23 protein-coding genes are annotated in these 22,349 nt (G+C 70.8%); 15 read left to right on the top strand and 8 right to left on the bottom strand.

The features are described 5' to 3' along the window. Positions 1-47: 47 nt before the first annotated feature. Entirely contained in the window at positions 48-902 is an 855-nt protein-coding gene (locus tag AB5J54_RS19050; protein ID WP_369145113.1) for a Yip1 family protein, read from the bottom strand. A 203-nt stretch (positions 903-1,105) separates the two neighbouring features. Here AB5J54_RS19050 and AB5J54_RS19045 point away from each other — a divergent pair, with 203 nt between their 5' ends. Beyond that, positions 1,106-1,438 (top strand): hypothetical protein, encoded by a 333-nt coding sequence (locus AB5J54_RS19045; RefSeq protein ID WP_369145112.1) that lies wholly within the window; start codon positions 1,106-1,108, stop codon positions 1,436-1,438. 55 nt (positions 1,439-1,493) lie between these two features. Here AB5J54_RS19045 and AB5J54_RS19040 read toward each other — a convergent pair whose 3' ends face one another. After that, a complete protein-coding gene (locus AB5J54_RS19040; protein ID WP_369145111.1) occupies positions 1,494-3,752 on the bottom strand; it encodes a (Fe-S)-binding protein in 2,259 nt (752 codons plus the stop codon). Between the two features lie 126 nt (positions 3,753-3,878). Continuing rightward, positions 3,879-4,358 carry a sugar transferase gene (locus tag AB5J54_RS19035; RefSeq protein WP_369145110.1) on the bottom strand — a complete coding sequence of 160 codons (480 nt, stop codon included), beginning with the start codon at positions 4,356-4,358 and terminating at the stop codon, positions 3,879-3,881. A gap of 227 nt (positions 4,359-4,585) precedes the next feature. Here AB5J54_RS19035 and dnaK point away from each other — a divergent pair, with 227 nt between their 5' ends. The 4 genes from dnaK to AB5J54_RS19015 are packed head-to-tail and all read left to right on the top strand — an operon-like array spanning position 4,586 to position 8,716. Further along, entirely contained in the window at positions 4,586-6,424 is a 1,839-nt protein-coding gene (gene dnaK / locus AB5J54_RS19030; RefSeq protein ID WP_369145109.1) for a molecular chaperone DnaK, read from the top strand. Further along, positions 6,421-7,068 carry a nucleotide exchange factor GrpE gene (grpE, locus tag AB5J54_RS19025; RefSeq protein ID WP_369145108.1) on the top strand — a complete coding sequence of 216 codons (648 nt, stop codon included), beginning with the start codon at positions 6,421-6,423 and terminating at the stop codon, positions 7,066-7,068. The genes dnaK and grpE overlap by 4 nt, the downstream gene beginning before the upstream one ends. 33 nt (positions 7,069-7,101) lie before the next feature. Then, positions 7,102-8,277: a molecular chaperone DnaJ gene (gene dnaJ, locus AB5J54_RS19020; protein WP_369145107.1), complete on the top strand. Its 1,176-nt coding sequence runs from the start codon at positions 7,102-7,104 to the stop codon at positions 8,275-8,277. A gap of 4 nt (positions 8,278-8,281) precedes the next feature. Next, positions 8,282-8,716: a heat shock protein transcriptional repressor HspR gene (locus tag AB5J54_RS19015; RefSeq protein ID WP_086825514.1), complete on the top strand. Its 435-nt coding sequence runs from the start codon at positions 8,282-8,284 to the stop codon at positions 8,714-8,716. A gap of 71 nt (positions 8,717-8,787) precedes the next feature. On the opposite strand, the gene AB5J54_RS19010 is transcribed toward AB5J54_RS19015, so the two are convergent. Next, positions 8,788-9,768 carry a helix-turn-helix transcriptional regulator gene (locus tag AB5J54_RS19010; protein ID WP_369145106.1) on the bottom strand — a complete coding sequence of 327 codons (981 nt, stop codon included), beginning with the start codon at positions 9,766-9,768 and terminating at the stop codon, positions 8,788-8,790. 132 nt (positions 9,769-9,900) lie between these two features. Between AB5J54_RS19010 and AB5J54_RS19005 the strand changes: the two genes are divergently transcribed. After that, the gene (locus AB5J54_RS19005) at positions 9,901-10,116 is read left to right on the top strand and encodes a hypothetical protein (RefSeq protein ID WP_369145105.1); all 216 of its coding nucleotides are present in this window, start codon (positions 9,901-9,903) and stop codon (positions 10,114-10,116) included. 8 nt (positions 10,117-10,124) lie between these two features. Next, positions 10,125-10,442, top strand: a complete 318-nt coding sequence (locus tag AB5J54_RS19000; protein WP_041129982.1) for a (2Fe-2S)-binding protein — start codon at positions 10,125-10,127, stop codon at positions 10,440-10,442. Positions 10,443-10,547: 105 nt separating this feature from the next. Here the strand turns inward: AB5J54_RS19000 and AB5J54_RS18995 are convergent, their stop codons facing one another. Continuing rightward, positions 10,548-10,952 carry a pyridoxamine 5'-phosphate oxidase family protein gene (locus AB5J54_RS18995; protein WP_369145104.1) on the bottom strand — a complete coding sequence of 135 codons (405 nt, stop codon included), beginning with the start codon at positions 10,950-10,952 and terminating at the stop codon, positions 10,548-10,550. 122 nt (positions 10,953-11,074) lie between these two features. Between AB5J54_RS18995 and clpB the strand changes: the two genes are divergently transcribed. Beyond that, positions 11,075-13,666 carry an ATP-dependent chaperone ClpB gene (clpB, locus tag AB5J54_RS18990; protein WP_369145103.1) on the top strand — a complete coding sequence of 864 codons (2,592 nt, stop codon included), beginning with the start codon at positions 11,075-11,077 and terminating at the stop codon, positions 13,664-13,666. A 9-nt stretch (positions 13,667-13,675) separates the two neighbouring features. Here the strand turns inward: clpB and AB5J54_RS18985 are convergent, their stop codons facing one another. Beyond that, on the bottom strand, positions 13,676-14,101 hold the full coding sequence (locus AB5J54_RS18985) for a hypothetical protein (RefSeq protein ID WP_369145102.1): 426 nt from the start codon (positions 14,099-14,101) through the stop codon (positions 13,676-13,678). A gap of 116 nt (positions 14,102-14,217) precedes the next feature. Here AB5J54_RS18985 and AB5J54_RS18980 point away from each other — a divergent pair, with 116 nt between their 5' ends. Next, positions 14,218-14,754, top strand: coding sequence for a YbjN domain-containing protein (locus AB5J54_RS18980; protein ID WP_369145101.1), 537 nt, complete (start codon positions 14,218-14,220; stop codon positions 14,752-14,754). Positions 14,755-14,776: 22 nt separating this feature from the next. Here the strand turns inward: AB5J54_RS18980 and AB5J54_RS18975 are convergent, their stop codons facing one another. Both AB5J54_RS18975 and AB5J54_RS18970 read right to left on the bottom strand, forming a co-directional pair. Continuing rightward, positions 14,777-15,883, bottom strand: a complete 1,107-nt coding sequence (locus AB5J54_RS18975) for a glycosyltransferase family 39 protein (RefSeq protein WP_369149392.1) — start codon at positions 15,881-15,883, stop codon at positions 14,777-14,779. Between the two features lie 212 nt (positions 15,884-16,095). After that, on the bottom strand, positions 16,096-17,265 hold the full coding sequence (locus tag AB5J54_RS18970; RefSeq protein ID WP_369145100.1) for a pyridoxal phosphate-dependent aminotransferase: 1,170 nt from the start codon (positions 17,263-17,265) through the stop codon (positions 16,096-16,098). Between the two features lie 199 nt (positions 17,266-17,464). Here AB5J54_RS18970 and AB5J54_RS18965 point away from each other — a divergent pair, with 199 nt between their 5' ends. The 6 genes from AB5J54_RS18965 to AB5J54_RS18940 all read left to right on the top strand — a co-directional run bounded on the left by AB5J54_RS18965 (position 17,465) and on the right by AB5J54_RS18940 (position 22,340). Continuing rightward, entirely contained in the window at positions 17,465-17,644 is a 180-nt protein-coding gene (locus AB5J54_RS18965) for a hypothetical protein (RefSeq protein ID WP_369145099.1), read from the top strand. Positions 17,645-17,696: 52 nt separating this feature from the next. After that, a complete protein-coding gene (locus tag AB5J54_RS18960; protein WP_369145098.1) occupies positions 17,697-17,915 on the top strand; it encodes a hypothetical protein in 219 nt (72 codons plus the stop codon). A 217-nt stretch (positions 17,916-18,132) separates the two neighbouring features. Next, complete coding sequence (locus AB5J54_RS18955; RefSeq protein ID WP_189803144.1) at positions 18,133-18,651, top strand: DUF2617 family protein; 519 nt, start codon at positions 18,133-18,135, stop codon at positions 18,649-18,651. A 75-nt stretch (positions 18,652-18,726) separates the two neighbouring features. Further along, complete coding sequence (locus AB5J54_RS18950; protein WP_369145097.1) at positions 18,727-20,436, top strand: polyamine aminopropyltransferase; 1,710 nt, start codon at positions 18,727-18,729, stop codon at positions 20,434-20,436. Between the two features lie 85 nt (positions 20,437-20,521). Next, complete coding sequence (locus AB5J54_RS18945; RefSeq protein ID WP_369145096.1) at positions 20,522-21,322, top strand: SRPBCC family protein; 801 nt, start codon at positions 20,522-20,524, stop codon at positions 21,320-21,322. Positions 21,323-21,554: 232 nt separating this feature from the next. After that, complete coding sequence (locus tag AB5J54_RS18940) at positions 21,555-22,340, top strand: aldose 1-epimerase (protein ID WP_369149391.1); 786 nt, start codon at positions 21,555-21,557, stop codon at positions 22,338-22,340. Positions 22,341-22,349 lie beyond the last annotated feature (9 nt).

The raw sequence follows: 22,349 nt of genomic DNA, 5'->3' as shown, positions 1-22,349 counted from the left end.
GGCCCCCACCGTCCCCGGTGGGGGCCTTTTCCGTCTGCGTACGTCGTCTACAGCATGCCCAGCTTGATCAGGCTCAGCAGTGCCACCAGCTGGATCGCCGACGCTCCCAGCGCCTTCGGCCACGGCAGGTCGTGCGAGCGGCTCACCATCACGGTGAACAGGGCGCCCGCCGCCAGCCAGGTCGCCCAGCCGAGGACCTGCACCAGGCCGTTCTCGCCGCCCAGGAAGAGGGCGAAGAGCAGGCGCGGCGCGTCCGTGATCGACATGATCAGCATCGACAGGCCGACCGTGGGCTGCCAGGCGCCGTCGCCGCCCAGCTGGCGCGCCAGGGTGTGGGTGACCGCGCCCAGGATCAGGCCGCCGAGCACGAAGCCGAGGGCGGTCATCAGGACGTACGGGATCGCCGTCGACAGCGTCGCGTTGATCGCCTCTTCGCGGGCCTTCTCGAAGCCGAAGATCGCGAGGAGTCCGTAGAGGAACGTGACGATGAGCGCCGGTCCCCAGACGGCGTGGTCCCGCATCCGCAGGAACGTGTCCGCCGGGCGGAGCACGATGCCGCTCAGGAGCGCCTTCCACGGGAGCCGGGGGCCCGTCGGTACGGGGGCGGGGGCCGGCCCCTGCTGCCCGTACGGGTCGTCGACGCTGAACATCTGGGTGTGGCCCGGGTTGTTCGCCGCCGCCGCGTGCTGCTGCCCGCCGTACGGCTCGCCGAAGTACTCCGGCTCCCCGTAGGGCTGCTGCCCCTGCTGCCCCTGCTGCCCGTACGACTGCCCCTGCGGCGGCTGCTGCCACTGCTGCTGCGGGTAGGGCGGCGGGGCCGCGTTGTACCCGTACGGCGCCTGCTGCGGTTGTTGTTGCGGGGGGCGGTTGTCCCGGCCGCGTCCGTTCCTGAATCCAGCCACGTCGTCGAACGTACCCGGTTCTGCCGGGTGGTTGCTCCACAGGCCGGTGCTTGCCACTGAGCTGTGACATCCCCTAGGGGACCCGACGGGCGTGACGTGGCTGTGGGGGAGGCGCGGGAGCGCTGTTACGAATCCGACATATCACCTGAATGTCGTACTCGTAGCTTCGGAGATCTCAGCGACCCGAGCAAGGAGTTCTTCCGATGCGTGTCACCCGTCGTTCCGTCCGTACCGCCGCCGTCGCCACCGGGGCCGCCGCCCTCCTCCTGCCGGCCACCGGGGCCGCCTTCGCCGCCGATTCCGGCAGCGGCCAGACCACGAGCGACCAGACCGCGAGCGACCAGGCGGTCTTCTGGCGGAACGTCGACCTCGCCGACGGGTCCCTCGCCAAGGCCGCCAAGGTCGTCAAGCTGCCCGACGGGCACACCGCCACCTTCTTCGCCGGCAAGGACGGGCGGCCCTACGTCAAGCTCTCCGTCCCCGGCGGCACGAGCTGGACCTACGACTTCCATGGCGTTCTCGTGGGCCAGAAGTAGCGAAAAGGGCCGCCTCGCGCTTCTCGCGCGGGGCGGCCCTTTCAGGTGTCCGGGATCAGACGGCCGGCTCCGGCTCCTCGGCCGCCGGCTGCTCCTCCGGCTCGACCGGGGTCTTCACCGAGTCGAGGAGGAGCTGGGCGACGTCGACGACCGTGACCGACTCCTTGGCCTTGCCCTCGTTCTTCTTGCCGTTCACGGAGTCCGTGAGCATGACGAGGCAGAACGGGCAGGCGGTGGAGACGATGTCCGGGTTGAGGGACAGGGCCTCGTCGACGCGCTCGTTGTTGATGCGCTTGCCGATCCGCTCCTCCATCCACATCCGGGCACCACCGGCGCCGCAGCAGAAGCCGCGCTCCTTGTGGCGGTGCATCTCCTGCTGGCGCAGGCCGGGGACGGCGGACATGATCTCGCGCGGCGGCGTGTAGACCTTGTTGTGACGGCCCAGGTAGCAGGGGTCGTGGTAGGTGATGAGGCCCTCGACCGGGGTCACCGGGATCAGCTTGCCCTCGTCGATGAGGTGCTGGAGCAGCTGGGTGTGGTGGATGACCTCGTACTCGCCGCCGAGCTGCGGGTACTCGTTGGCGATGGTGTTGAAGCAGTGCGGGCAGGTCGAGACGATCTTCTTGGCCGACTTCGGCTTCTTCGTCGACTCGTCCTCGTCGTCCTCGCCGAACGCCATGTTCAGCATCGCGACGTTCTCCGCGGCGAGCTGCTGGAACAGCGGCTCGTTGCCCAGGCGGCGGGGGGAGTCACCGGTGCACTTCTCGTCGCCGCCCATGATCGCGAACTTGACGCCCGCGATGTGGAGGAGCTCCGCGAAGGCCTTGGTGGTCTTCTTGGCCCGGTCCTCCAGGGCGCCGGCGCAGCCGACCCAGTAGAGGTAGTCGAACTCGGAGAGGTCCTCCGCGTCCTTCCCGATGATCGGGACCTCGAAGTCGACCTCCTTGGTCCACTCGACGCGCTGCTTCTTGGCGAGACCCCAGGGGTTGCCCTTCTTCTCCAGGTTCTTGAGCATCGTGCCCGCCTCGGACGGGAACGCGGACTCGATCATCACCTGGTAGCGGCGCATGTCGACGATGTGGTCGATGTGCTCGATGTCGACCGGGCACTGCTCGACGCAGGCGCCGCAGGTGGTGCAGGACCACAGGACGTCCGGGTCGATGACGCCGTTCTCCTCGGCGGTGCCGATGAGGGGGCGCTCGGCCTCGGCGAGGGCGGCGGCGGGGACGTCCTTGAGCTGCTCCTCGGAAGCCTTCTCGTTGCCCTCCATGTCCTTGCCGCCGCCCGCGAGCAGGTACGGCGCCTTGGCGTGCGCGTGGTCGCGCAGCGACATGATGAGGAGCTTCGGGGAGAGCGGCTTGCCGGTGTTCCAGGCGGGGCACTGCGACTGGCAGCGGCCGCACTCGGTGCAGGTGGAGAAGTCGAGGATGCCCTTCCAGGAGAACTGCTCGACCTGGGAGACACCGAAGACGGCGTCCTCGGCCGGGTCCTCCCAGTCGATCTCCTTGCCGCCGGTGCTCATCGGCTGGAGCGCGCCCAGGGCGGTGGAGCCGTCGGCGTTGCGCTTGAACCAGATGTTCGGGAAGCCGAGGAAGCGGTGCCAGGCGACGCCCATGTTGGTGTTGAGCGAGACCGTGATCATCCAGGTGAAGGACGTGACGATCTTGAGGCACGCGAAGAAGTAGGTGAGGTACTGGATCGTGCTCAGGTCCAGGCCGTCCAGGAGCGCGATCAGCGGGTACGAGGCGAAGAAGCCCGGCTCCCAGCTCGTCACGTGGTGCTGGACGCCTTCGAGGGCGCGGAGCGTCATGATGCAGACGCCGACGATCAGGATGACGGCCTCGACGAAGTACGCCTGGCCGGTCTTGGAGCCGGCGAAGCGGGACTTGCGGCCGGCCTTGGTCGGCTTGCTCAGCTGGCGGATGACGATGAGGGTCACGATGCCGAGGACCGTCATCAGGCCGAGGAACTCGGTGAAGATCTCGTACGGCAGCCAGTCGCCGATGATCGGGATGAGCCAGTCGGCCTGGAAGAGCTGGCCGAAGGCGTTGACGATCGTGAGGAGCAGCGAGAAGAAGCCCACCGCGACGAACCAGTGCGCGAAGCCGACGATGCCCCAGCGGTTCATGCGGGTGTGGCCGAGGAATTCCTTGACCAGCGTGATGGTGCGGGCCTTGGGGTCTCCGGTGCGCGTGCCGGCGGGGACCGGCTGGCCGAGCTGCACGAAGCGGTAGATCTGCACGATGGCGCGGCCGAACAGCGCGACGGCCACCACCGTGATGGCGATCGACACGATGATCGCGGCGAGTTGCATGACGGGCTCCTCGGGCGGGCCTACTAAGCGGTAACTTATTGAGTTCCTGCTGAGATTACCCGGTCACGGCGCCGCGCTGTAGCGGCGCTCGCGGTGATATGTGTCGCTCAGGCAAACCTTGCCCTCTCAGGTAAACCTTGCCGCGCGACGCCTGCGTACAGCTGGAAGCGTACGCGCAAGGATCAGCAGATCCATCCCCAGCCAGTGGTGGTCCACATAGTGGAGATCGAGCAGCTCGCGCTCCTCCCACGGCAGGTCCGAGCGGCCGCTGATCTGCCACGGTCCGGTCACCCCCGGGCGTACGGAGAGCCGGCGGCGGCCCTCGCCCGCGCACTCGCGGTGGGCCGGGGTCAGCGGGCACGGTCCGACCAGCGACATCCGGCCCGCGACGACGTGCAGCAGCAGCGGCAGCGCGGCCAGCGGGCTCCTGGTGCGGAAGGTCAGCATCGTGAAGGGCCGCCCCTCAAGGCCGGCCACCGTCCGGCGGCGCAGCACCGCCCCGCTGCCGCCGAGGGAGACGGACAGGGCGGTCCCGGCGATCAGGGGCGCGAGGGCGAGGAGCAGGACGAGCCCGCCCGCCACGTCGAACGCGCGCTTCGCCGTCATGCGCTCACACCCTTCGGCGGGAATCCTGGGATCGGGAATCCCGGACATGTCCTGAGTATGTCCGGACCCTCTCATGCGAACCTGGTCAAACGGGGGAGCGGCACGCCCTTTGAGTGGCCTGGCCGACGAAGAGTTGAGTCGACCCCGCTCAGGTCTGTTGACGCGAGAGACCTCCTCGTGCATCCTTGAGTCAGTTCCACTCAAGTCAGTCAGCTGGAGGAATCGAAATGGCACGTGCGGTCGGCATCGACCTGGGCACGACTAACTCCGTCGTCAGCGTTCTGGAAGGCGGCGAGCCCACCGTCATCACCAACGCCGAGGGCGCCAGGACCACGCCGTCCGTCGTCGCCTTCGCGAAGAACGGCGAGGTGCTCGTCGGCGAGGTGGCCAAGCGTCAGGCCGTCACCAACGTCGACAGGACCATCCGGTCGGTCAAGCGCCACATGGGCACCGACTGGAAGATCGAGATCGACGGCAAGAACTTCAACCCGCAGCAGATGAGCGCCTTCATCCTGCAGAAGCTCAAGCGTGACGCCGAGGCGTACCTGGGCGAGAAGGTCGTCGACGCGGTCATCACCGTCCCGGCGTACTTCAACGACTCCGAGCGTCAGGCCACCAAGGAGGCCGGTGAGATCGCGGGCCTCAACGTCCTGCGCATCGTCAACGAGCCGACCGCGGCCGCCCTGGCCTACGGCCTGGACAAGGACGACCAGACGATCCTCGTCTTCGACCTCGGTGGCGGCACCTTCGACGTGTCCCTCCTGGAGATCGGCGACGGCGTCGTCGAGGTGAAGGCCACCAACGGTGACAACCACCTCGGTGGTGACGACTGGGACCAGCGCGTCGTCGACTACCTGGTGACGCAGTTCCAGAACGGTCACGGCGTGGACCTGGCCAAGGACAAGATGGCCCTCCAGCGTCTGCGCGAGGCCGCCGAGAAGGCGAAGATCGAGCTGTCCTCCTCCACGGAGACCTCGATCAACCTGCCCTACATCACGGCCTCCGCCGAGGGCCCGCTGCACCTGGACGAGAAGCTCACGCGCGCCCAGTTCCAGCAGCTCACCTCCGACCTGCTCGACCGCTGCAAGGTGCCGTTCCACAACGTCATCAAGGACGCGGGCATCCAGCTCTCCGAGATCGACCACGTCGTCCTCGTCGGTGGCTCGACCCGTATGCCGGCCGTCGCCGAGCTCGTCAAGGAGCTGACCGGCGGTCAGGACGCCAACAAGGGCGTCAACCCGGACGAGGTCGTCGCCATCGGCGCCGCCCTCCAGGCCGGTGTCCTCAAGGGTGAGGTCAAGGACGTCCTGCTCCTCGACGTGACCCCGCTGTCCCTCGGCATCGAGACCAAGGGCGGCATCATGACCAAGCTCATCGAGCGCAACACCACGATCCCGACCAAGCGGTCCGAGATCTTCACGACGGCCGAGGACAACCAGCCGTCCGTGCAGATCCAGGTCTACCAGGGCGAGCGCGAGATCGCGGCGTACAACAAGAAGCTCGGCATGTTCGAGCTGACCGGTCTGCCGCCGGCCCCGCGTGGCGTCCCGCAGATCGAGGTCGCCTTCGACATCGACGCCAACGGCATCATGCACGTGACCGCGAAGGACCTGGGCACGGGCAAGGAGCAGAAGATGACCGTCACCGGCGGCTCCTCGCTGCCGAAGGACGAGGTCGACCGGATGCGCCAGGAGGCCGAGCAGTACGCGGACGAGGACCACCGTCGCCGCGAGGCCGCCGAGTCCCGCAACCAGGGTGAGCAGCTCGTCTACCAGACGGAGAAGTTCATCAAGGACAACGAGGACAAGCTCCCCGGTGACGTCAAGGCCGAGGTCGAGGCCGCGCTCGTCGAGCTGAAGGAGAAGCTCAAGGGCGAGGACACCGCCGAGATCCGCACCGCCACCGAGAAGGTCGCGGCCGTCTCGCAGAAGCTCGGTCAGGCGCTGTACGCCGACGCCCAGGGCGCCCCGGCCGCCGGCGACGCCGGCCAGGCCCAGGCCCAGGACGACGACGTCGTCGACGCCGAGATCGTCGACGAGGACAAGCCGAAGGGTGGCCAGGCGTGACCGAGGAGACCCCGGGCTTCGAGGAGAAGCCCGACGTCCCCTCCGGCGCCACCGCTGACGACGCCGCCGAGGCCGTCGAGAACTCCCCCGAGGAGGACTCGACGGCCCCGGCCGGGGACGCTACGGACGTAGCCATGCTGGCGCAGCTGGACCAGGCCCGCACCGCGCTCACCGAGCGCACGGGCGACCTCCAGCGGCTCCAGGCCGAGTACCAGAACTACCGCCGCCGCGTGGAGCGGGACCGGGTCACGGTCAAGGAGATCGCCGTTGCGAGCCTCCTGTCCGAGCTCCTGCCCGTCCTCGACGACGTCGGCCGGGCCCGGGACCACGGAGAGCTCGTGGGCGGGTTCAAGTCGGTGGCCGAATCGCTGGAGACCGTCGTCGCCAAGATGGGTCTGCAGCAGTTCGGCAAGGAGGGCGAGCCCTTCGACCCGACGATCCACGAGGCCCTGATGCACTCGTACGCGCCGGACGTCACCGAGACGACCTGCGTGGCGATCCTGCAGCCGGGGTACCGGATCGGCGAGCGGACCATCCGGCCCGCCCGCGTGGCCGTCGCCGAGCCCCAGCCCGGGGCGCAGGGCAAGGCCGAGGAGTCGGAAGACCCCAACAAGTCCGACACGTCCGAGAAGGACAGCGAGTAACAGCCGTACCCGTACGCGGGAGGAGGGACGTCGATGAACACGAAGGACTTCGTCGAGAAGGACTACTACAAGGTTCTCGGCGTCCCCAAGGACGCCACCGAGGCCGAGATCAAGAAGGCGTACCGGAAGCTCGCACGCGAGAACCATCCGGACGCCAACAAGGGTGACGCGAGCGCCGAGGCGCGCTTCAAGGAGATCTCCGAGGCGAATGACGTCATCGGCGACCCCAAGAAGCGCAAGGAGTACGACGACGCCCGCGCCCTCTTCGGGAACGGCGGCTTCCGGGCCGGCGGCCCCGGCGGCGGCTCGTTCAACTTCGACCTGGGCGACCTCTTCGGCGGCGCCCAGGGCGGGGCGGGTGGCGGCTTCGGGAGCGGCGGCGGGATCGGGGACGTCTTCGGCGGCCTGTTCAACCGCGGCGGGAGCGCGGGCACCCGCACCCAGCCGCGGCGCGGCCAGGACATCGAGTCCGAGGTGACGCTCAGCTTCACCGAGGCCATCGAGGGCGCGACCGTACCGCTGCGGATGTCCAGCCAGCAGCCGTGCACGGCGTGCTCGGGCACCGGCGACAAGAACGGCACCCCCCGGGTGTGCCCGACCTGCGTCGGCACCGGGCAGGTCTCGCGCGGCGGCAGCGGCTCCTTCTCGCTCACCGACCCCTGCGTGGACTGCAAGGGCCGCGGCCTGATCGCCGAGAACCCCTGCGAGGTCTGCAAGGGCAGCGGCCGGGCCAAGTCCTCCCGCACCATGCAGGTCCGCATCCCCGCGGGCGTCAGCGACAACCAGAAGATCCGTCTCCGCGGCAAGGGAGCGCCGGGCGAGCGCGGCGGGCAGAACGGCGACCTGTACGTCGTCGTGCACGTCGACGACCACCCGGTCTTCGGCCGCAGGGACGACAACCTCACCGTCACGGTGCCGGTCTCCTTCTCGGAGGCGGCGCTCGGCGGCGAGATCAAGGTGCCGACCCTCGGCGGCCCCGCGGTCACGCTCAAGCTGCCCGCGGGCACCCCGAACGGCCGGACGATGCGCGCCCGGGGCAAGGGCGCGGTCCGCAAGGACGGCACGCGCGGCGACCTCCTCGTGACGGTCGAGGTGGCGGTGCCGAAGGAGCTGGACGACAAGGCACGCGAGGCCCTGGAGACCTTCCGCGAGGCGACCGCCTCCGAGGACCCGCGGGCCGAGCTGTTCCAGGCCGCGAAGGGAGCGTGACCCGGTGAGACGCAATCCGTACGAGCTGACCGACGAGAGCCCCGTGTACGTCATCTCGGTGGCGGCCCAGCTCTCCGGTCTGCACCCGCAGACCCTCCGGCAGTACGACCGGCTCGGTCTGGTCTCCCCGGACCGCACGGCAGGCCGCGGACGGCGCTACTCGGCCCGTGACATCGAGCTGCTCCGTCAGGTGCAGCAGCTGTCGCAGGACGAGGGCATCAACCTGGCCGGAATCAAGCGGATCATCGAACTGGAGAACCAGGTCGCGGCGCTCCAGGCACGGGTGTCCGAGCTGTCGGCGGCGGTCGAGGGCGCGGCGGCGACGCTGCGCCAGCGCGAGGCCCAGGTGCACGCCTCGTACCGCCGGGACCTGGTGCCGTACACCGACGTGCAGCAGGCGAGCGCCCTCGTGGTGTGGCGCCCGAAGCGCGGCGAGTAGCTCCTGGTGCATCCCCGGGTACACGCAGAGCCATGAGGCCCCCTCCACCGCGGTGGAGGGGGCCTCGTCGTTCAGCTGTCCCGTTCGAGGATCCCGGACTGGGCGATCAGATAGCCGAGCTGGGCCCGGCTCCCGCTGCCGAGGGCGGCGGCGAGCTTGGCGATGTGCGCGCGGCAGGTCCGCACGTTCATCCCGAGCCGGCGGGCGATGGCCTCGTCGACGTGTCCTTCGACGAGGAGCTTGGCGATGGAGCGCTGGACGCCGCCGATGCCGTCGGTCTTGATGTCGTACGGGATCTCCTCCCGTATCGGCACCGCCAGCTGCCAGAACTGGTCGAAGACGCCGCCGAGGTAGGCGACCAGGCCGGGGTGGCGCAGCTCCAGGGCGACCTGGCGGTCGCTGCGGGCCGGGATGAAGGCGACCTCGCGGTCGACGATGATCAGCCGGTCGATGATCTCTTCGAGGGTGCGGACCTGGACCTCGGGGCCGACGTGCTCCAGATAGGTCAGCGTGAGTTCGGTGTGGCGCGCGGTGTGCTGGTAGAGCGTGCGCATGCTGATGCCGCGCCCGAGCAGCGGGGAGACGCGGTCCAGGGCCTCGCTGAGGGCCTGTGCGGGGCGGCCGCCGCCCGGCTGGACGGTGAGGAGTTCGCTGCGGCAGTCGGCCACGACGCGGTCGAGGGTCGAGTTGATGCGGTCGATGCCCTCGAGCACGGTGATGGCGTGTGTGGCGGGCGAGTCGTGGGCGCTGAGGGCCATGAAGGGCTCGAAGGCGTCCGACAGGGCGACGGTGCGCCGCCGGCGGTCGAGTATCTCCCGCTCGATCGGCTGGAGCAGCTGGGCGAGCGCCGCGGAGGGGGGAACCGGGCGGAGCCACTGCGCGTCGTCGGGGTCGGGGTGGAGCAGCGACAGATCGAGGAGGCACGGTGCCTCGACCGCCTCTGACCGGGGTATTCGCCCGGTCCGCAGAGCGGCCGCGTACAGCTCGGAGCCCGCTGCGCACAGTTCGGCATGCGAATGAGGGTGACCTGTTTCGTCCGCTTGTTTCCGCATATGTACACCCCCAGGCTCCTGCATCTCAGGAACATGATGCCTGGGTTTGGTGGTGCAGGCGCAGAGAGTAAGCCATCGTCTTACTCGCGGGGGTTGGAAGTAGACGTTGCCTTCAAGTGAGGTTGCTCGGTGATGATGAAGAAGCTCATACGCGCGGCGGCCGGAGTCGCCTTCATCGCGGCCGCCACAGTGGGCGCGGTGGGAGTGGTTCCGGACCCGGGCTGGCACTCGGAGCCGGCCCATGTGCAGGCTGCTCCGCTCGACCCGGGCTGGCACTTCTCTGCCCCCACGCTCCTCGATGACCCGGGCTGGAGCGTGGCCCCCGCGCAGGACCCCGGCTGGAGCTAGTCGGGCGCATGAATGTTCCCGATGACCCCAGGTTCCGCCGGGAGATGGCCTCGGCCTATCGCTCCGGCTGGCACTTCGTCGATCTCGCCACGGCCATCCCCCACCGTGGTGACTCGCTGAAGGTCACGCTCTTCGGAGAGCCGATCGTCGTCGCCCGTGAGCAGGACGAAGACGTCCGCGCGTACCGCTGTCTGCGCCGTCCCCGCGGCGCTCCGCAGCCCATCCGCTGTGCCATCCGGTACGGCATGATCTTCGTCAATCTCGATCAGCGGGACCACCAGCTGATCGAACCAGAGGCCATCACCGCCACCCCCCGCAGTGCCTGAGCGATTCCCCCGTCGTTGTAGATCGCTCCGGCACTTCCCCCACACAGCGGCGCCATCGCGGACCTGAAACGCGATGGCGCCGCTGTGCGTCTGCGTGCGGGTCGCTCAGGCGCGGCCCATCGCCCGGGTGAGGGCGATCTCGATGACGACCCGGTCCGGGTTCGGGGCCGGCGTGCGCCCGTACCGCTCGGCGTAGCGGGCGACGGCGTCCGCGACGGTCTCGGCCTCCGTACGGATGCGGGCGACGCCCTCCAGGGTGGCCCAGCGCCCCTTGTCGACCTGGCAGACCGCGACCCGCGCGCCGTCCGCGCCCGCCGCCAGGACGTTGGCGACCTTCCGGCTGTTCTTGTTGGTGATCACGCGCGCGTACCCGCCCTCGGGGTCGTACGTCACGCCGACCGCGACGACGTGCGGCGTGCCGTCCGCGCGCGGGGTGGTCAGGGTGCACATGTGGTACTCGCGCCAGAAGCTCAGGTACGAGTCGGAGGGGTTCCTGGGGTCTGTGGCCATGCCCGGAAACTACCTGTGACGGGACTCCCTCCGATACCTTGAGCGGAATGGACTCAACTTTGTGTACGTTGGAAGGGTCATAGAGAGAGACGACCCACGACGTTCGAGGAGGAGCACCGCACGTGGACGCCGAACTGACCAACAGGAGCCGGGACGCGATCAACGCGGCGAGCAGCCGCGCCGTGTCCGAGGGACACGCCGACCTGACCCCGGCCCATCTCCTGCTCGCCCTCCTGGCCGGTCAGGACAACGAGAACATCATCGACCTGCTGGCCGCCGTCGGCGCCGACCAGGCCGTCGTCCGCGGCGGCGCGGAGCGGCTGCTCGCCGCCCTGCCGAGCGTCACCGGGTCCACGGTCGCGCCCCCGCAGCCCAACCGTGAGTTCCTCGCCGTCATCGCCGACGCCGACAAGCGCGCCAAGGAGCTCGGCGACGACTACCTGTCGACCGAGCACCTTCTCGCCGCGATCGCCGCCAAGGGCGGCCAGACCGGTGAGATCCTCGACGCGCAGGGCGCGAGCGCATCGAAGCTGCTCGACGCGTTCGAGAAGAGCAGGGGAGGACGCCGGGTGACCACACCCGACCCGGAGGGGCAGTACAAGGCGCTGGAGAAGTTCGGCACGGACTTCACCGCCGCCGCGCGCGAGGGAAAGCTGGACCCGGTCATCGGCCGCGACCACGAGATCCGGCGCGTCGTCCAGGTGCTGTCCCGCCGCACCAAGAACAACCCGGTCCTCATCGGCGAGCCCGGCGTCGGCAAGACCGCCGTCGTCGAGGGCCTCGCCCAGCGGATCGTGAAGGGCGACGTCCCGGAGTCCCTGAAGAACAAGCGGCTCGTCTCGCTCGACCTCGGCGCGATGGTCGCCGGCGCGAAGTACCGCGGCGAGTTCGAGGAGCGCCTGAAGACCGTCCTCTCCGAGATCAAGGAGAGCGACGGCCAGATCATCACCTTCATCGACGAGCTGCACACCGTCGTCGGCGCGGGCGCCGGCGGCGACTCCGCCATGGACGCCGGCAACATGCTGAAGCCGATGCTGGCCCGCGGCGAGCTCCGCATGGTCGGCGCGACCACCCTCGACGAGTACCGCGAGCGGATCGAGAAGGACCCCGCCCTGGAGCGCCGCTTCCAGCAGGTCCTGGTCGCCGAGCCGACCGTCGAGGACACCATCGCGATCCTCCGCGGCCTCAAGGGCCGGTACGAGGCCCACCACAAGGTGCAGATCAACGACTCCGCCCTGGTGGCCGCCGCGACCCTCTCCGACCGGTACATCACCTCCCGCTTCCTCCCCGACAAGGCCATCGACCTCGTCGACGAGGCCGCGTCCCGGCTCCGCATGGAGATCGACTCCTCGCCCGTCGAGATCGACGAGCTCCAGCGCTCCGTGGACCGGCTCCGCATGGAGGAGCTGGCCCTCAAGAACGAGACGGACGCGGCGAGCAAGCAGCGCCTGGAGAAGCTCCGGCGCGACCTCGCCGACCGCGAGGAGGAGCTGCGCGGCCTGACCGCCCGCTGGGAGAAGGAGAAGCAGTCCCTCAACCGGGTCGGCGAGCTGAAGGAGCGTCTCGACGAGACCCGCGGCCGCGCCGAGCGCGCCCAGCGCGACGGCGACTTCGACACCGCCTCCAAGCTGCTGTACGGGGAGATCCCGGGCCTGGAGCGGGAGCTGGCGGAGGCCTCCGAAGCCGAGGCCCAGCAGGAGTCGGCCAAGGACACCATGGTCAAGGACGAGGTCGGCCCCGACGACATCGCGGACGTGGTCGGCTCCTGGACCGGGATCCCCGCCGGCCGCCTCCTGGAGGGCGAGACGCAGAAGCTGCTCCGCATGGAGGACGAGCTCGGCAAGCGGCTGATCGGCCAGTCCGAGGCCGTGCAGGCCGTCTCCGACGCGGTGCGCCGCACCCGCGCCGGGATCGCCGACCCCGACCGGCCCACCGGCTCCTTCCTCTTCCTCGGCCCGACCGGCGTCGGCAAGACCGAGCTGGCGAAGGCGCTCGCGGACTTCCTCTTCGACGACGAGCGGGCCATGATCCGCATCGACATGTCGGAGTACGGCGAGAAGCACTCCGTCGCCCGCCTCGTCGGCGCGCCTCCCGGCTACGTCGGCTACGAGGAGGGCGGCCAGCTCACGGAGGCGGTCCGCCGCCGCCCGTACAGCGTGGTCCTGCTCGACGAGGTGGAGAAGGCGCACCCGGAGGTCTTCGACGTCCTGCTCCAGGTCCTGGACGACGGACGCCTGACCGACGGGCAGGGCCGGACGGTGGACTTCCGCAACACCATCCTGATCCTCACCTCGAACCTGGGCAGCCAGTTCCTGGTGGAGCCGCTGACCTCGGAGGACGTGAAGAAGCAGCAGGTCCTGGACGTCGTGCGGGCGAGCTTCAAGCCCGAGTTCCTCAACCGTCTGGACGACCTGGTCGTCTTCTCGGCGCTCGACCGGGCCGAGCTGGGCCGGATCGCGCAGCTCCAGATCGACCGGCTCGCGAAGCGGCTCGCCGAGCGGCGCCTCACCCTGGACGTCACCCCGGCGGCCCTGGAGTGGCTCGCCGAGGAGGGCAACGACCCCGCGTACGGCGCGCGGCCGCTGCGCCGCCTGATCCAGACGGCGATCGGCGACCGGCTCGCGAAGGAGATCCTCGCGGGCGAGGTCGTGGACGGCGACACGGTCCGGGTGGACCGCTTCGAGGACGGCCTGATCGTCGGCGCGGCCCAGTAGCCGTGCCGGCTACATGTCGTAGGAGCTGAGGTGTACGAGGGCGGTGGAGCCCTCGTACACCACCTCCACGTCGACGTAGAGCGCCTGGTCGTAGTCGACCGACACGCACAGGTCCTTGTCGCAGCCGATCGACGGCTTGCCCTCCGGATAGGTGGTTCTCAGCCAGTCGGCGACGTCGGCGCGCGGCATGCGGAAATCCGCGGTGATGTACGAGTCCTGCCAGTGCGTCCCGGTGCACCGGGCGTCCTCGGCGTCCGCCGGAAGCCTGCCGTGGGCGAACTCCATCGCCTTGGCGCAGTCCACCGTCTGGGTCCTTGCGCTCTCACTGATGGAGTAGGCGCCCCAGGCCAGTAGCGTGACCGGCAGACCGCAGAGGGCGACGAGCCCCACGAGCAGCCAGATCCACCACCGGGATTTCCTCTTCGCGTCCCCCATGGGCACGAGATCATGTCAGCTCGCAGCGGATCTTGCCGCTTCCGGACCAGCGGGGCTTGCCACGTACCGCCCGGCATGGGGGAGGATGGCGAGCATCCGTACGAAGGGAAATAACGGTGAGCATCGACCCGTCCTCGATTCCGAATTTCGGGGGCCAGCCCCAGCCTCAGGCCGCAGGACCGGCGGGCCCCGTCGTCCCCGACCAGGACCTCGTCAAGCAGCTCCTCGAGCAGATGGAACTCAAGTACGTCGTCGACGACGAGGGTGACCTCGCGGCGCCGTGGGAGGAGTTCCGCACGTACTTCATGTTCCGCGGCGAGGGCGAGCAGCAGGTCTTCTCGGTGCGGACGTTCTACGACCGTCCGCACGCCGCCGACGACCGCGCCAAGATCCTCGACGCGATCGACGACTGGAACCGCCGCACCCTGTGGCCCAAGGTCTACACGCACCTGCACGAGGAGGAGGACGGCTCCGCCACCCTCCGCCTCATCGGCGAGGCGCAGATGCTGATCGGCACCGGCGTCGCCCTGGAGCACTTCGTGTCCTCCACGGTCAGCTGGGTCCGCGCCTCCATCGAGTTCGACAAGTGGATCGTCGAGCAGTTCGGCCTGGAGTCTCCCGAGGAGAAGGCCACGGGCGACGACGAGGCCTGAGTCCTCCCCGTACCCCTGCCGCTCAGATCGCCATGCGTGCGAGCGTCAGGGCGTACGCCCCGTAGCAGCACGAGAGCCCGGCCAGGGCCGCGATCACCAGGACCGCGGCCCTCGGCCGGGCTTTCGTCAGTGCCGCCGCGAGCGGGAGCAGAAGCGGGAAGGCCGGCAGCAGGAAGCGCGGTTTGGACTCGAAGAAGCCCGAGCCGCCGACGGCGATGACCACGAGCACCGCCGTGTAGGCGAGGACGGGCAGCGGCAGCCGCTCCCCGCACACGAGGAGCGCGAAGAGCAGCACCCCGGCGCCGGTGATGAGCAGCGCCATCGCGAACCCGAACTGGGTCGGGCCGCCGAGCATGTCCCGTACGAAGACGAGCGCGCCCTTGCCGAAGTCGAACCGGGACGTCCAGCCCTTTTGCACGGCGAAGTAGCCGCCGAGCGGATCGCCGCTGCGGACGCCGACCCAGAGGACGTACGAGAGCCAGCCCGTGGGCGCGAGCAGGCCCGCCGCCCATACGCGCGGCCCGGACCGGCCCCGGGTCCGCCACAGCTCGCAGGCGACGGCGGTCAGGACGGCGGCGGCGACCGCGACGCCGTTCGGCCGGGTGAGCCCGGCGAGGGCCGCGAGGGCGGCGGCCCACAGCCAGCGCCGGGTGAGCAGCGCGTACAGCGCCCAGGCGGCGAACGCGGTCATCACCGGCTCCGTGTACGCCATGGTCAGCACGACCGAGTGCGGCAGCAGGCCCCACAGCAGGACGAGCACCGTGGCGGTCCGGCGCCCGCGCAGTCGCTCCCCGACCAGGTAGACGCCCCAGGCGGCGGCCCCGGCGGCCAGCCAGGACAGGAGCAGCCCGGCGGTGCCCCCGGTGACGGGCAGCACGGTGGTCACGGCCCGGACGAGCGCCGGGTAGAGCGGGAAGAAGGCCAGGTCGTTCAGGACCATGCCGTGGGCGCCGTGAAGGACGCGCCCGTAGCCGTGCGCGGCGATCCCGGTGTACCACTCGGAGTCCCAGGAGGTCGCGAGGAGCGCCCGGGGCGAGCGGCCGGTGTGCCGGGCCCACAGGGTGAGGACGAGCAGACCGGTGAGCCGGGCGGCGGCGAAGAGCCCGAGCGCGGGGGCGGCCCGGCGCAGTGCGCTCCGGGGCGGCCTGCGGTCGCGGGGGCCGCTCCGGACCGCGGCCGGGGCCGCCGGGCGGTCGAGGGTCTCGGCGGACAGGGTGCACCTCCGGGCGCGGGAAACCGATTCTTACCCGGTAAATCGGTCTACCCGACGATCGTCCCGGCGCCCGGAGGGCGCGCGCGGGTGCGGGCGCCCACACCCCACCCGGCCGAACACCCCGCCGTTCAGCCCAGCCGCTTCAGGCGCGAGACGGCCTCCTCCAGGACCTCGGTCCGCTTGCAGAAGGCGAAGCGGACGAAGGGGGCGCCGGCCTCGCGGTGGTCATAGAAGACGGCGTTGGGGATGGCGACGACGCCGGCGCGCTCCGGGAGGGAGCGGCAGAAGGCGAAGCCGTCGGTGGCGCCGAGGGGGCGGATGTCGGTGGTGACGAAGTAGGTGCCGGCCGGGCGGTAGACCTCGAAGCCCGCCTGCGCGAGGCCCTCGCTCAGCAGGTCCCGCTTGGCGCGCAGCTCGGCCCTGAGGGTGTCGAAGTAGGCGGCCGGGAGGCGCAGGGCCTCGGCGATCGCGTACTGGAACGGGCCCGAGGAGACGTAGGTGAGGAACTGCTTGGCCGAGCGGACGGCGGAGGTCAGCCCGGGGCTCGCGGTGATCCAGCCGACCTTCCAGCCGGTGAAGGAGAACGTCTTGCCGGCCGAGCCGATGGTGACCGTGCGCTCCCGCATGCCCGGGAGGCTCGCGATCGGCAGGTGCTCGGCGTCGTCGAAGACCAGGTGCTCGTACACCTCGTCCGTGACGACGAGCAGGTCCCGCTCGATCGCGAGCTCGGCGACGGCGGTCAGTTCGGCGCGGGTGAGGACGGTGCCGGTGGGGTTGTGCGGGGTGTTGAGCAGGATCAGCCGGGTCCGGTCGGTGACGGCGGCCCGCAGCTCGTCGAGGTCGAGGACGTAGCTGCCCTCGTGGGGGCGGAGGGTGACGGGGACGCGGGTGCCGCCGGCCATCGCGATGCAGGCGGCGTACGAGTCGTAGTACGGCTCCAGGGCGATGACCTCGTCGCCGGGCTCGACCAGGGCGAGCAGGGCCGCCGCGATCGCCTCGGTGGCGCCCGCCGTGACGAGGACCTCGGTGTCGGGGTCGTACGCCAGGCCGTACCGCTCCCGCTGGTGGTCGGCGATCGCCGTCCGCAGCTCGGGGATGCCGGGGCCGGGCGGGTACTGGTTGCCGAGGCCGTCCCGCAGCGCGCGGACCGCAGCCTCCCGGATCTCCTCCGGGCCGTCGGTGTCGGGGAAGCCCTGGCCGAGGTTGATCGACCCGGTCCTGGCGGCGAGCGCGGACATCTCGGCGAAGATCGTCGTCCCGAACTCGGCGAGGCGGCGATTGAGCAGCGGTCGTGTCATGACCGCCATCCTGGGGCCAAGCTCTGGACTTGCTCAAGTGCGCTTTGACGGCCGGCCGGGGCGGGGATCGCCCTGGCATGGACATCGCATTCTTCATTCTCGGGATCGCGGCCGTGCTCGCGCTCGGGGTGTGGCTCATCGTGAGCGGGATGAGGGGGACGGGCGGGGCGAAGCGCGGGGGCAACGGGGGCGACAGCTGGTGGGCGGGATCGTCCTCCTCGTCCTCCTCCTCGTCGTCCTCCACCTCCTGCTCCTCGTCCTCGTTCTCCTGCTCCAGCACCTCCTGTTCGAGCTCTTCCTGCTCGTCGTCCTCGTGCTCCAGCTGCTCCAGTTCGTCCTCCTGCAGCTGAAGCTCTGGACTCGCTCAAGTCGGCTTTGACGGGGTGTCGGACCGGGCATCCCCCTCGCACAGAAGAACGGGGGTAGTACAGATGGAAATCTTCATCTTCGTCGTCATCGCGATGGTGGTCTTCGCGCTCTTCAAAGGAGGCCGGAAGGCGCGCGGTGGAGGCAAGCGGCGCGGCGGGCGGCGGGGCGGCAGCTCCTGGGCCGACGGCGGGGGCGGCGGCTGCGGCAGCAACAGCTCCTGTGGATCGGGCGGCTCCTGCGGGTCCGGCTGTGGCGGTGGTGGCTGCGGCGGCGGCAGCTGACTGAACAAGTGAACTGTTGGGGCCCCGAAGGGGTTGGAAAACACAGCAAGTTGGGTAAAAACGCTGCGAGTCGCCCGGGGTCCGTGGTTCTCTCGCTCCTGACAGAGACAGCCCTCGGACCGTGTGTGGACCCGAGCCGGCGATTCCCCACTCCCGTAGAACCCTTCTCCGGGGCGCCCCCGGCCCACCCGTCAAACCGTGTTTGCGGAGCCGACCCATGCTCACCACCCTGAAGACCTCCTACACCGATACGCGCGCGGCCGATCTGGCCTGGGCCCTCGGGCGCGAGCCGCTGCCCGCGCTCGCCGTGCTCGATCTCGAACTCTCCGGAGCCAAGCTCCAGTTGAGGCTGCTCGGCGCCTCCCACCAGGTCCTCCTGGAGGAGGAGGGGCGCCACTGCTCGGAGACCGTGGCCTGCATGCCCGGCAGCAGCACCCCGCTCCCGCTCGGCGTCTCCAAGCGCGTCGGCGAGTGGGAGTACGAATTCGCGGCGCGCGTCGAGACGCTCTCGCACGGCTCCTTCGCGGGCCGTGCGCAGGAGCTCCTCGCGCTCGTCGCCGACCACCCGAACGGGCTCGCGGGGACCTTCCCCGGTTCCCCGCACGCCTTCACCGCGATGCTGGCGCAGCGTCATGAGGGTCAGGTGCGGTGGCGCACCTGGCACGCCTACCCGCAGGAGGGGCAGTTGGTGGTGACCAGGACCCGTATCGGCGCACGTATGCCCGCAACGCTCTGATGCGCCCTCCCGGCACCCCATGTGCACTCGTGTGGGTGACAAGGGGTGTGAGAATCGTGACGTAGCGTTACGGGCATGATCGAGCCGACCGTGACCATGCCGCCCAAGCGGGTGCGCCGGCCGCCCGCGCGGCGCTCCGTGCGGCCGCCGCGCGAGGCGGTGCGGTTCCCGGTCCTCGCGGTCGTCTTCGTCTGCGCCGCCTGCGGCCTGGTCTACGAGCTCGAACTGGTGGCCCTCGCCTCGTACTTGATCGGCGACTCGGTCACCCAGGCCTCCGTCGTGCTCTCCGTGATGGTCTTCGCGATGGGGGTGGGCTCGCTCCTCGCCAAGCGGCTGCGCTGCCGCGCCGCCGTCGGCTTCGGCCTGGTCGAGGCCGGACTCGCGCTGATCGGCGGCTGCTCGGCGATGGTGCTGTACGCGTCCTTCGCCTGGCTCGGCGAATCGCGGTACGTGCTCGTGGCGTTCTCGCTCGCGATCGGTGTGCTCATCGGCGCCGAGATCCCGCTCCTGATGTCGCTGATACAGCGGGGCCAGGCGGCGGGGGCCGATCGGGCCGCGCGCGCCGCCGGCTCCGGTCGGGCCGGGCGGCAGACCTCGCTCGGGGAGCGGGACGACGCCGCGGGGACGGTCGCCGACCTCTTCGCCGCCGACTACGTCGGCGCGCTCGTCGGCGGCCTCGCCTTCCCCTTCCTGCTGCTGCCCTGGCTCGGCCAGCTCACCGGCGCGCTCGTCACCGGCGCGGTCAACGCCGTCGCGGGCGGCGGCCTCGTGCTGTGGGTGTTCCGCCGCGACCTGACCGGTCGGTCCCGTGCGCTGCTCGTGGCCGTGAACGTGGGCGTCCTCGCCGTCCTCGCCACCGCGACCGTCCTCGTCGACGACTTCGAACAGGCCGCGCGCCGGGCCGTCTACGGGGAACGGGTACGGGTCGCCGTCCACACCGAGCTCCAGGAGGTCGTGGTGACCGGGGGCGTCGAGGAGCTGCCCGACCTGTTCCTCGACGGACGCCTCCGGGTGGCCGGCCGGGACGAGTACCGCTACCACGAGGCGCTCGTCCACCCCGCGATGAACGGCGCCCACGCGCGCGTACTGATCGTCGGCGGCGGCGACGGCATGGCCGCCCGCGAGGTCCTGCGCTACGCCGGGGTCCGCTCCGTCACCGTCGTCGAGCTCGACCCGGGAGTCGTCCGCCTCGCCCGTACGGACCCGGCGCTCGCCGCCCTCAACGCCCAGGCCTTCCGCGACCCCCGCGTCCGGGTGGTCTACGCGGACGCGTTCCGCTGGCTGAGGGGGGCCGCCGATCGCCTGCAGGAACGGTACGACGTGGTGATCTCCGATCTGCCCGACCCCGGGATCACCCCCAGCACCAAGCTCTACTCGGAGGAGTTCTACGGCCTCGTGGCCCGGGTGCTCACCGCGTCCGGACGGTTCGCCGTGCACGCCGGATCGGTCACCGACCGGCCCCGCACCTACTGGACCGTCGACGCCACCCTGCGCGCCGCCGGCTTCGCGACCCGGCCCTACAGCGCGAGCGGCCGCGCCCCCGGCTTCGCCGCGGGACCCGACCGCGCCGACCGCACCAGCGGCACGGAGCGCGGGCCGGGGGACTGGGGCTTCCTCCTGGCCGTACGGGGCGAGCGGCCGCCCGCCCTCCGCCTCGCCGCCGACGCGCCCCGGCTGCGCTCGCTCGGCGCCGGGACCCTGGAGAGCGCGGCGCGCCGCGCCGAACGGACCCGGGGCGCCGAACCGCCGCCCTCGACCCTGGTGCACCCGCGGTACGGAGCCTGACCCGTCTGCCGGGACGACTGCCGGGACCCGTCTGCCGGGCGCAAACAGGCGACGCCGCGCCCCGCCCTGAGTAGGCTCGGCTTCCATGGAGCATGAGGTGTTCGTACCCGTCCCGGCCGAGGCCCTGCGCGCGACGCTCACGGACCCGGCCCGAGTGGTGCGCTGCGTGCCCGGTCTCCAGCGGGACGCCGACGCGGAGGCGGGCCCCCTCACGGGCCGGCTGAAGGTGCGGGTCGGCGGCAACACCATCACCTACCGGGGCGCCCTGCGGGTCGTCGAGCGGGACGGTGCCATCACCTACGAGGGCGAGGGCACCGAGGCCCGCGGCAAGGGCTCGGCCGAGCTGTCCCTCACCGTCGTCCTCACCCCGGTGGCTGAGGGGACCAGCCTGAGCTTCACCGGCGCCCTCACCGCCGTCGGCCGGCTCGCCGACGCCACGGACGAGGCACGCTCCACGGCCGGCGTCCGACTCCTCGACAAGTTCGTGGAGGCGGTCGCGGCGCTCGCCGAGGAGCCCGAGGCCCTCGAAGAGGCCACCGACGACGACGGGGTCGACGACGGGGTGGAGGAGCCCGCCCGTACCGCCGCCTTCGACGTGCCCGTACCGCCGCCCTCCCTCGACCCGCTCCTCGACGAGGACTTCGCCGACAGCCCGATCGAGTTCCCCGCCCCGCAGCCCGCCGCCGAGGCCGCCCACGCCCGCCGGACCATGATCGGGCGGAGCGCGGAGGAGGTCGACCACGCCCCGCCGCGCGGCCGCTACGCCCCCGTCCCCGCCCCCGAGGCGACGAGCGCCGGCGCCACCCTTCGGTGGATCGCCCCGGCCGCCGCCCTCGCCCTCGCCTCCGCCGTCGTCGTCGGCCGGGCCCTGCGCCGCCGCCGCTGACCGGCCCGGACGGCCCGGCCTGATCCGGCGCGAATGGTCGGACAGGCCCCAGGGCCTGTCCGACCATTCCCGCCGGGTCCGGCCCGTCCGGCACGCACGCTCGCCGCACGGCCGAAACGCCCAAGTAGCTCCGCTACGAGGGCGCCCCGGCCGCACGCCGATCGCACGCACCGGACGGCCCGGCCTGATCCGGCGCGAATGGTCGGACAGGCCCTAGGCTCAGGACGTGAGCATGCAGACGCGACTGACGGCGGGCGACGCCGAGTTGACCATCAACCCCGACCACGGCTGCCGGATCGAGAGCCTGCGCATCGCCGGCACCGAGGTGCTGCGCCAGGGCGAGCGCTACGGAAGCTTCCCGATGGTGCCCTGGTGCGGGCGGACCGAGAACGGCCGCTTCCGCAACGGCGCCACCACCCACCAGCTCCCGGTCAACGCCGCCCCGCACGCCATCCACGGCACCGTCCGCGACCTCGCCTGGAAGACCGCCCGGACCTCCGCGACCGAGGCCGTCTTCACCTGCGAGCTCGGCGACCCCTGGCCGTACAAGGGCCGGGTCACCCAGGTCTTCGAGCTGGCCGAGGACTCCCTCACCCTCCGCTTCGGCGTCGAGACCTACGACGACTCCTTCCCGGCGCAGGCCGGCTGGCACCCCTGGTTCCTGCGCAACCTCGGGCAGGGCGGTCAGGACGTACGGATCGACTTCACGCCCGCCTGGCAGGAGGAGCGCGGGGAGAACCACCTCCCCACCGGCCACCGCATCGACCCCCTCCCGGGCCCCTGGGACGACTGCTTCGGCATGCCCGACGGCGTCGACGTCACCCTCGTCTGGCCGGAGGAGCTGGAGCTCAAGCTCGCGAGCCGCGCCGAGTGGGTCGTGATCTACGACGAGCCCGCCGAGGCGGTCTGCGTCGAGCCGCAGTCCGGCCCGCCGAACGGCCTCAACACGCATCCGCGCCTGGTCACCCCGATCGACCCCCTGGAGGTCGAGAGCACCTGGACCTGGCGGCGGCTTTAAGCTCAGGGG

The sequence above is a fragment of the Streptomyces sp. R44 genome (assembly GCF_041053105.1).
Taxonomy (GTDB): Bacteria; Actinomycetota; Actinomycetes; order Streptomycetales; family Streptomycetaceae; genus Streptomyces.
Note: the sequence above shows the minus strand (reverse complement) of the source record. Positions and strands in the feature narration are given on the sequence as shown.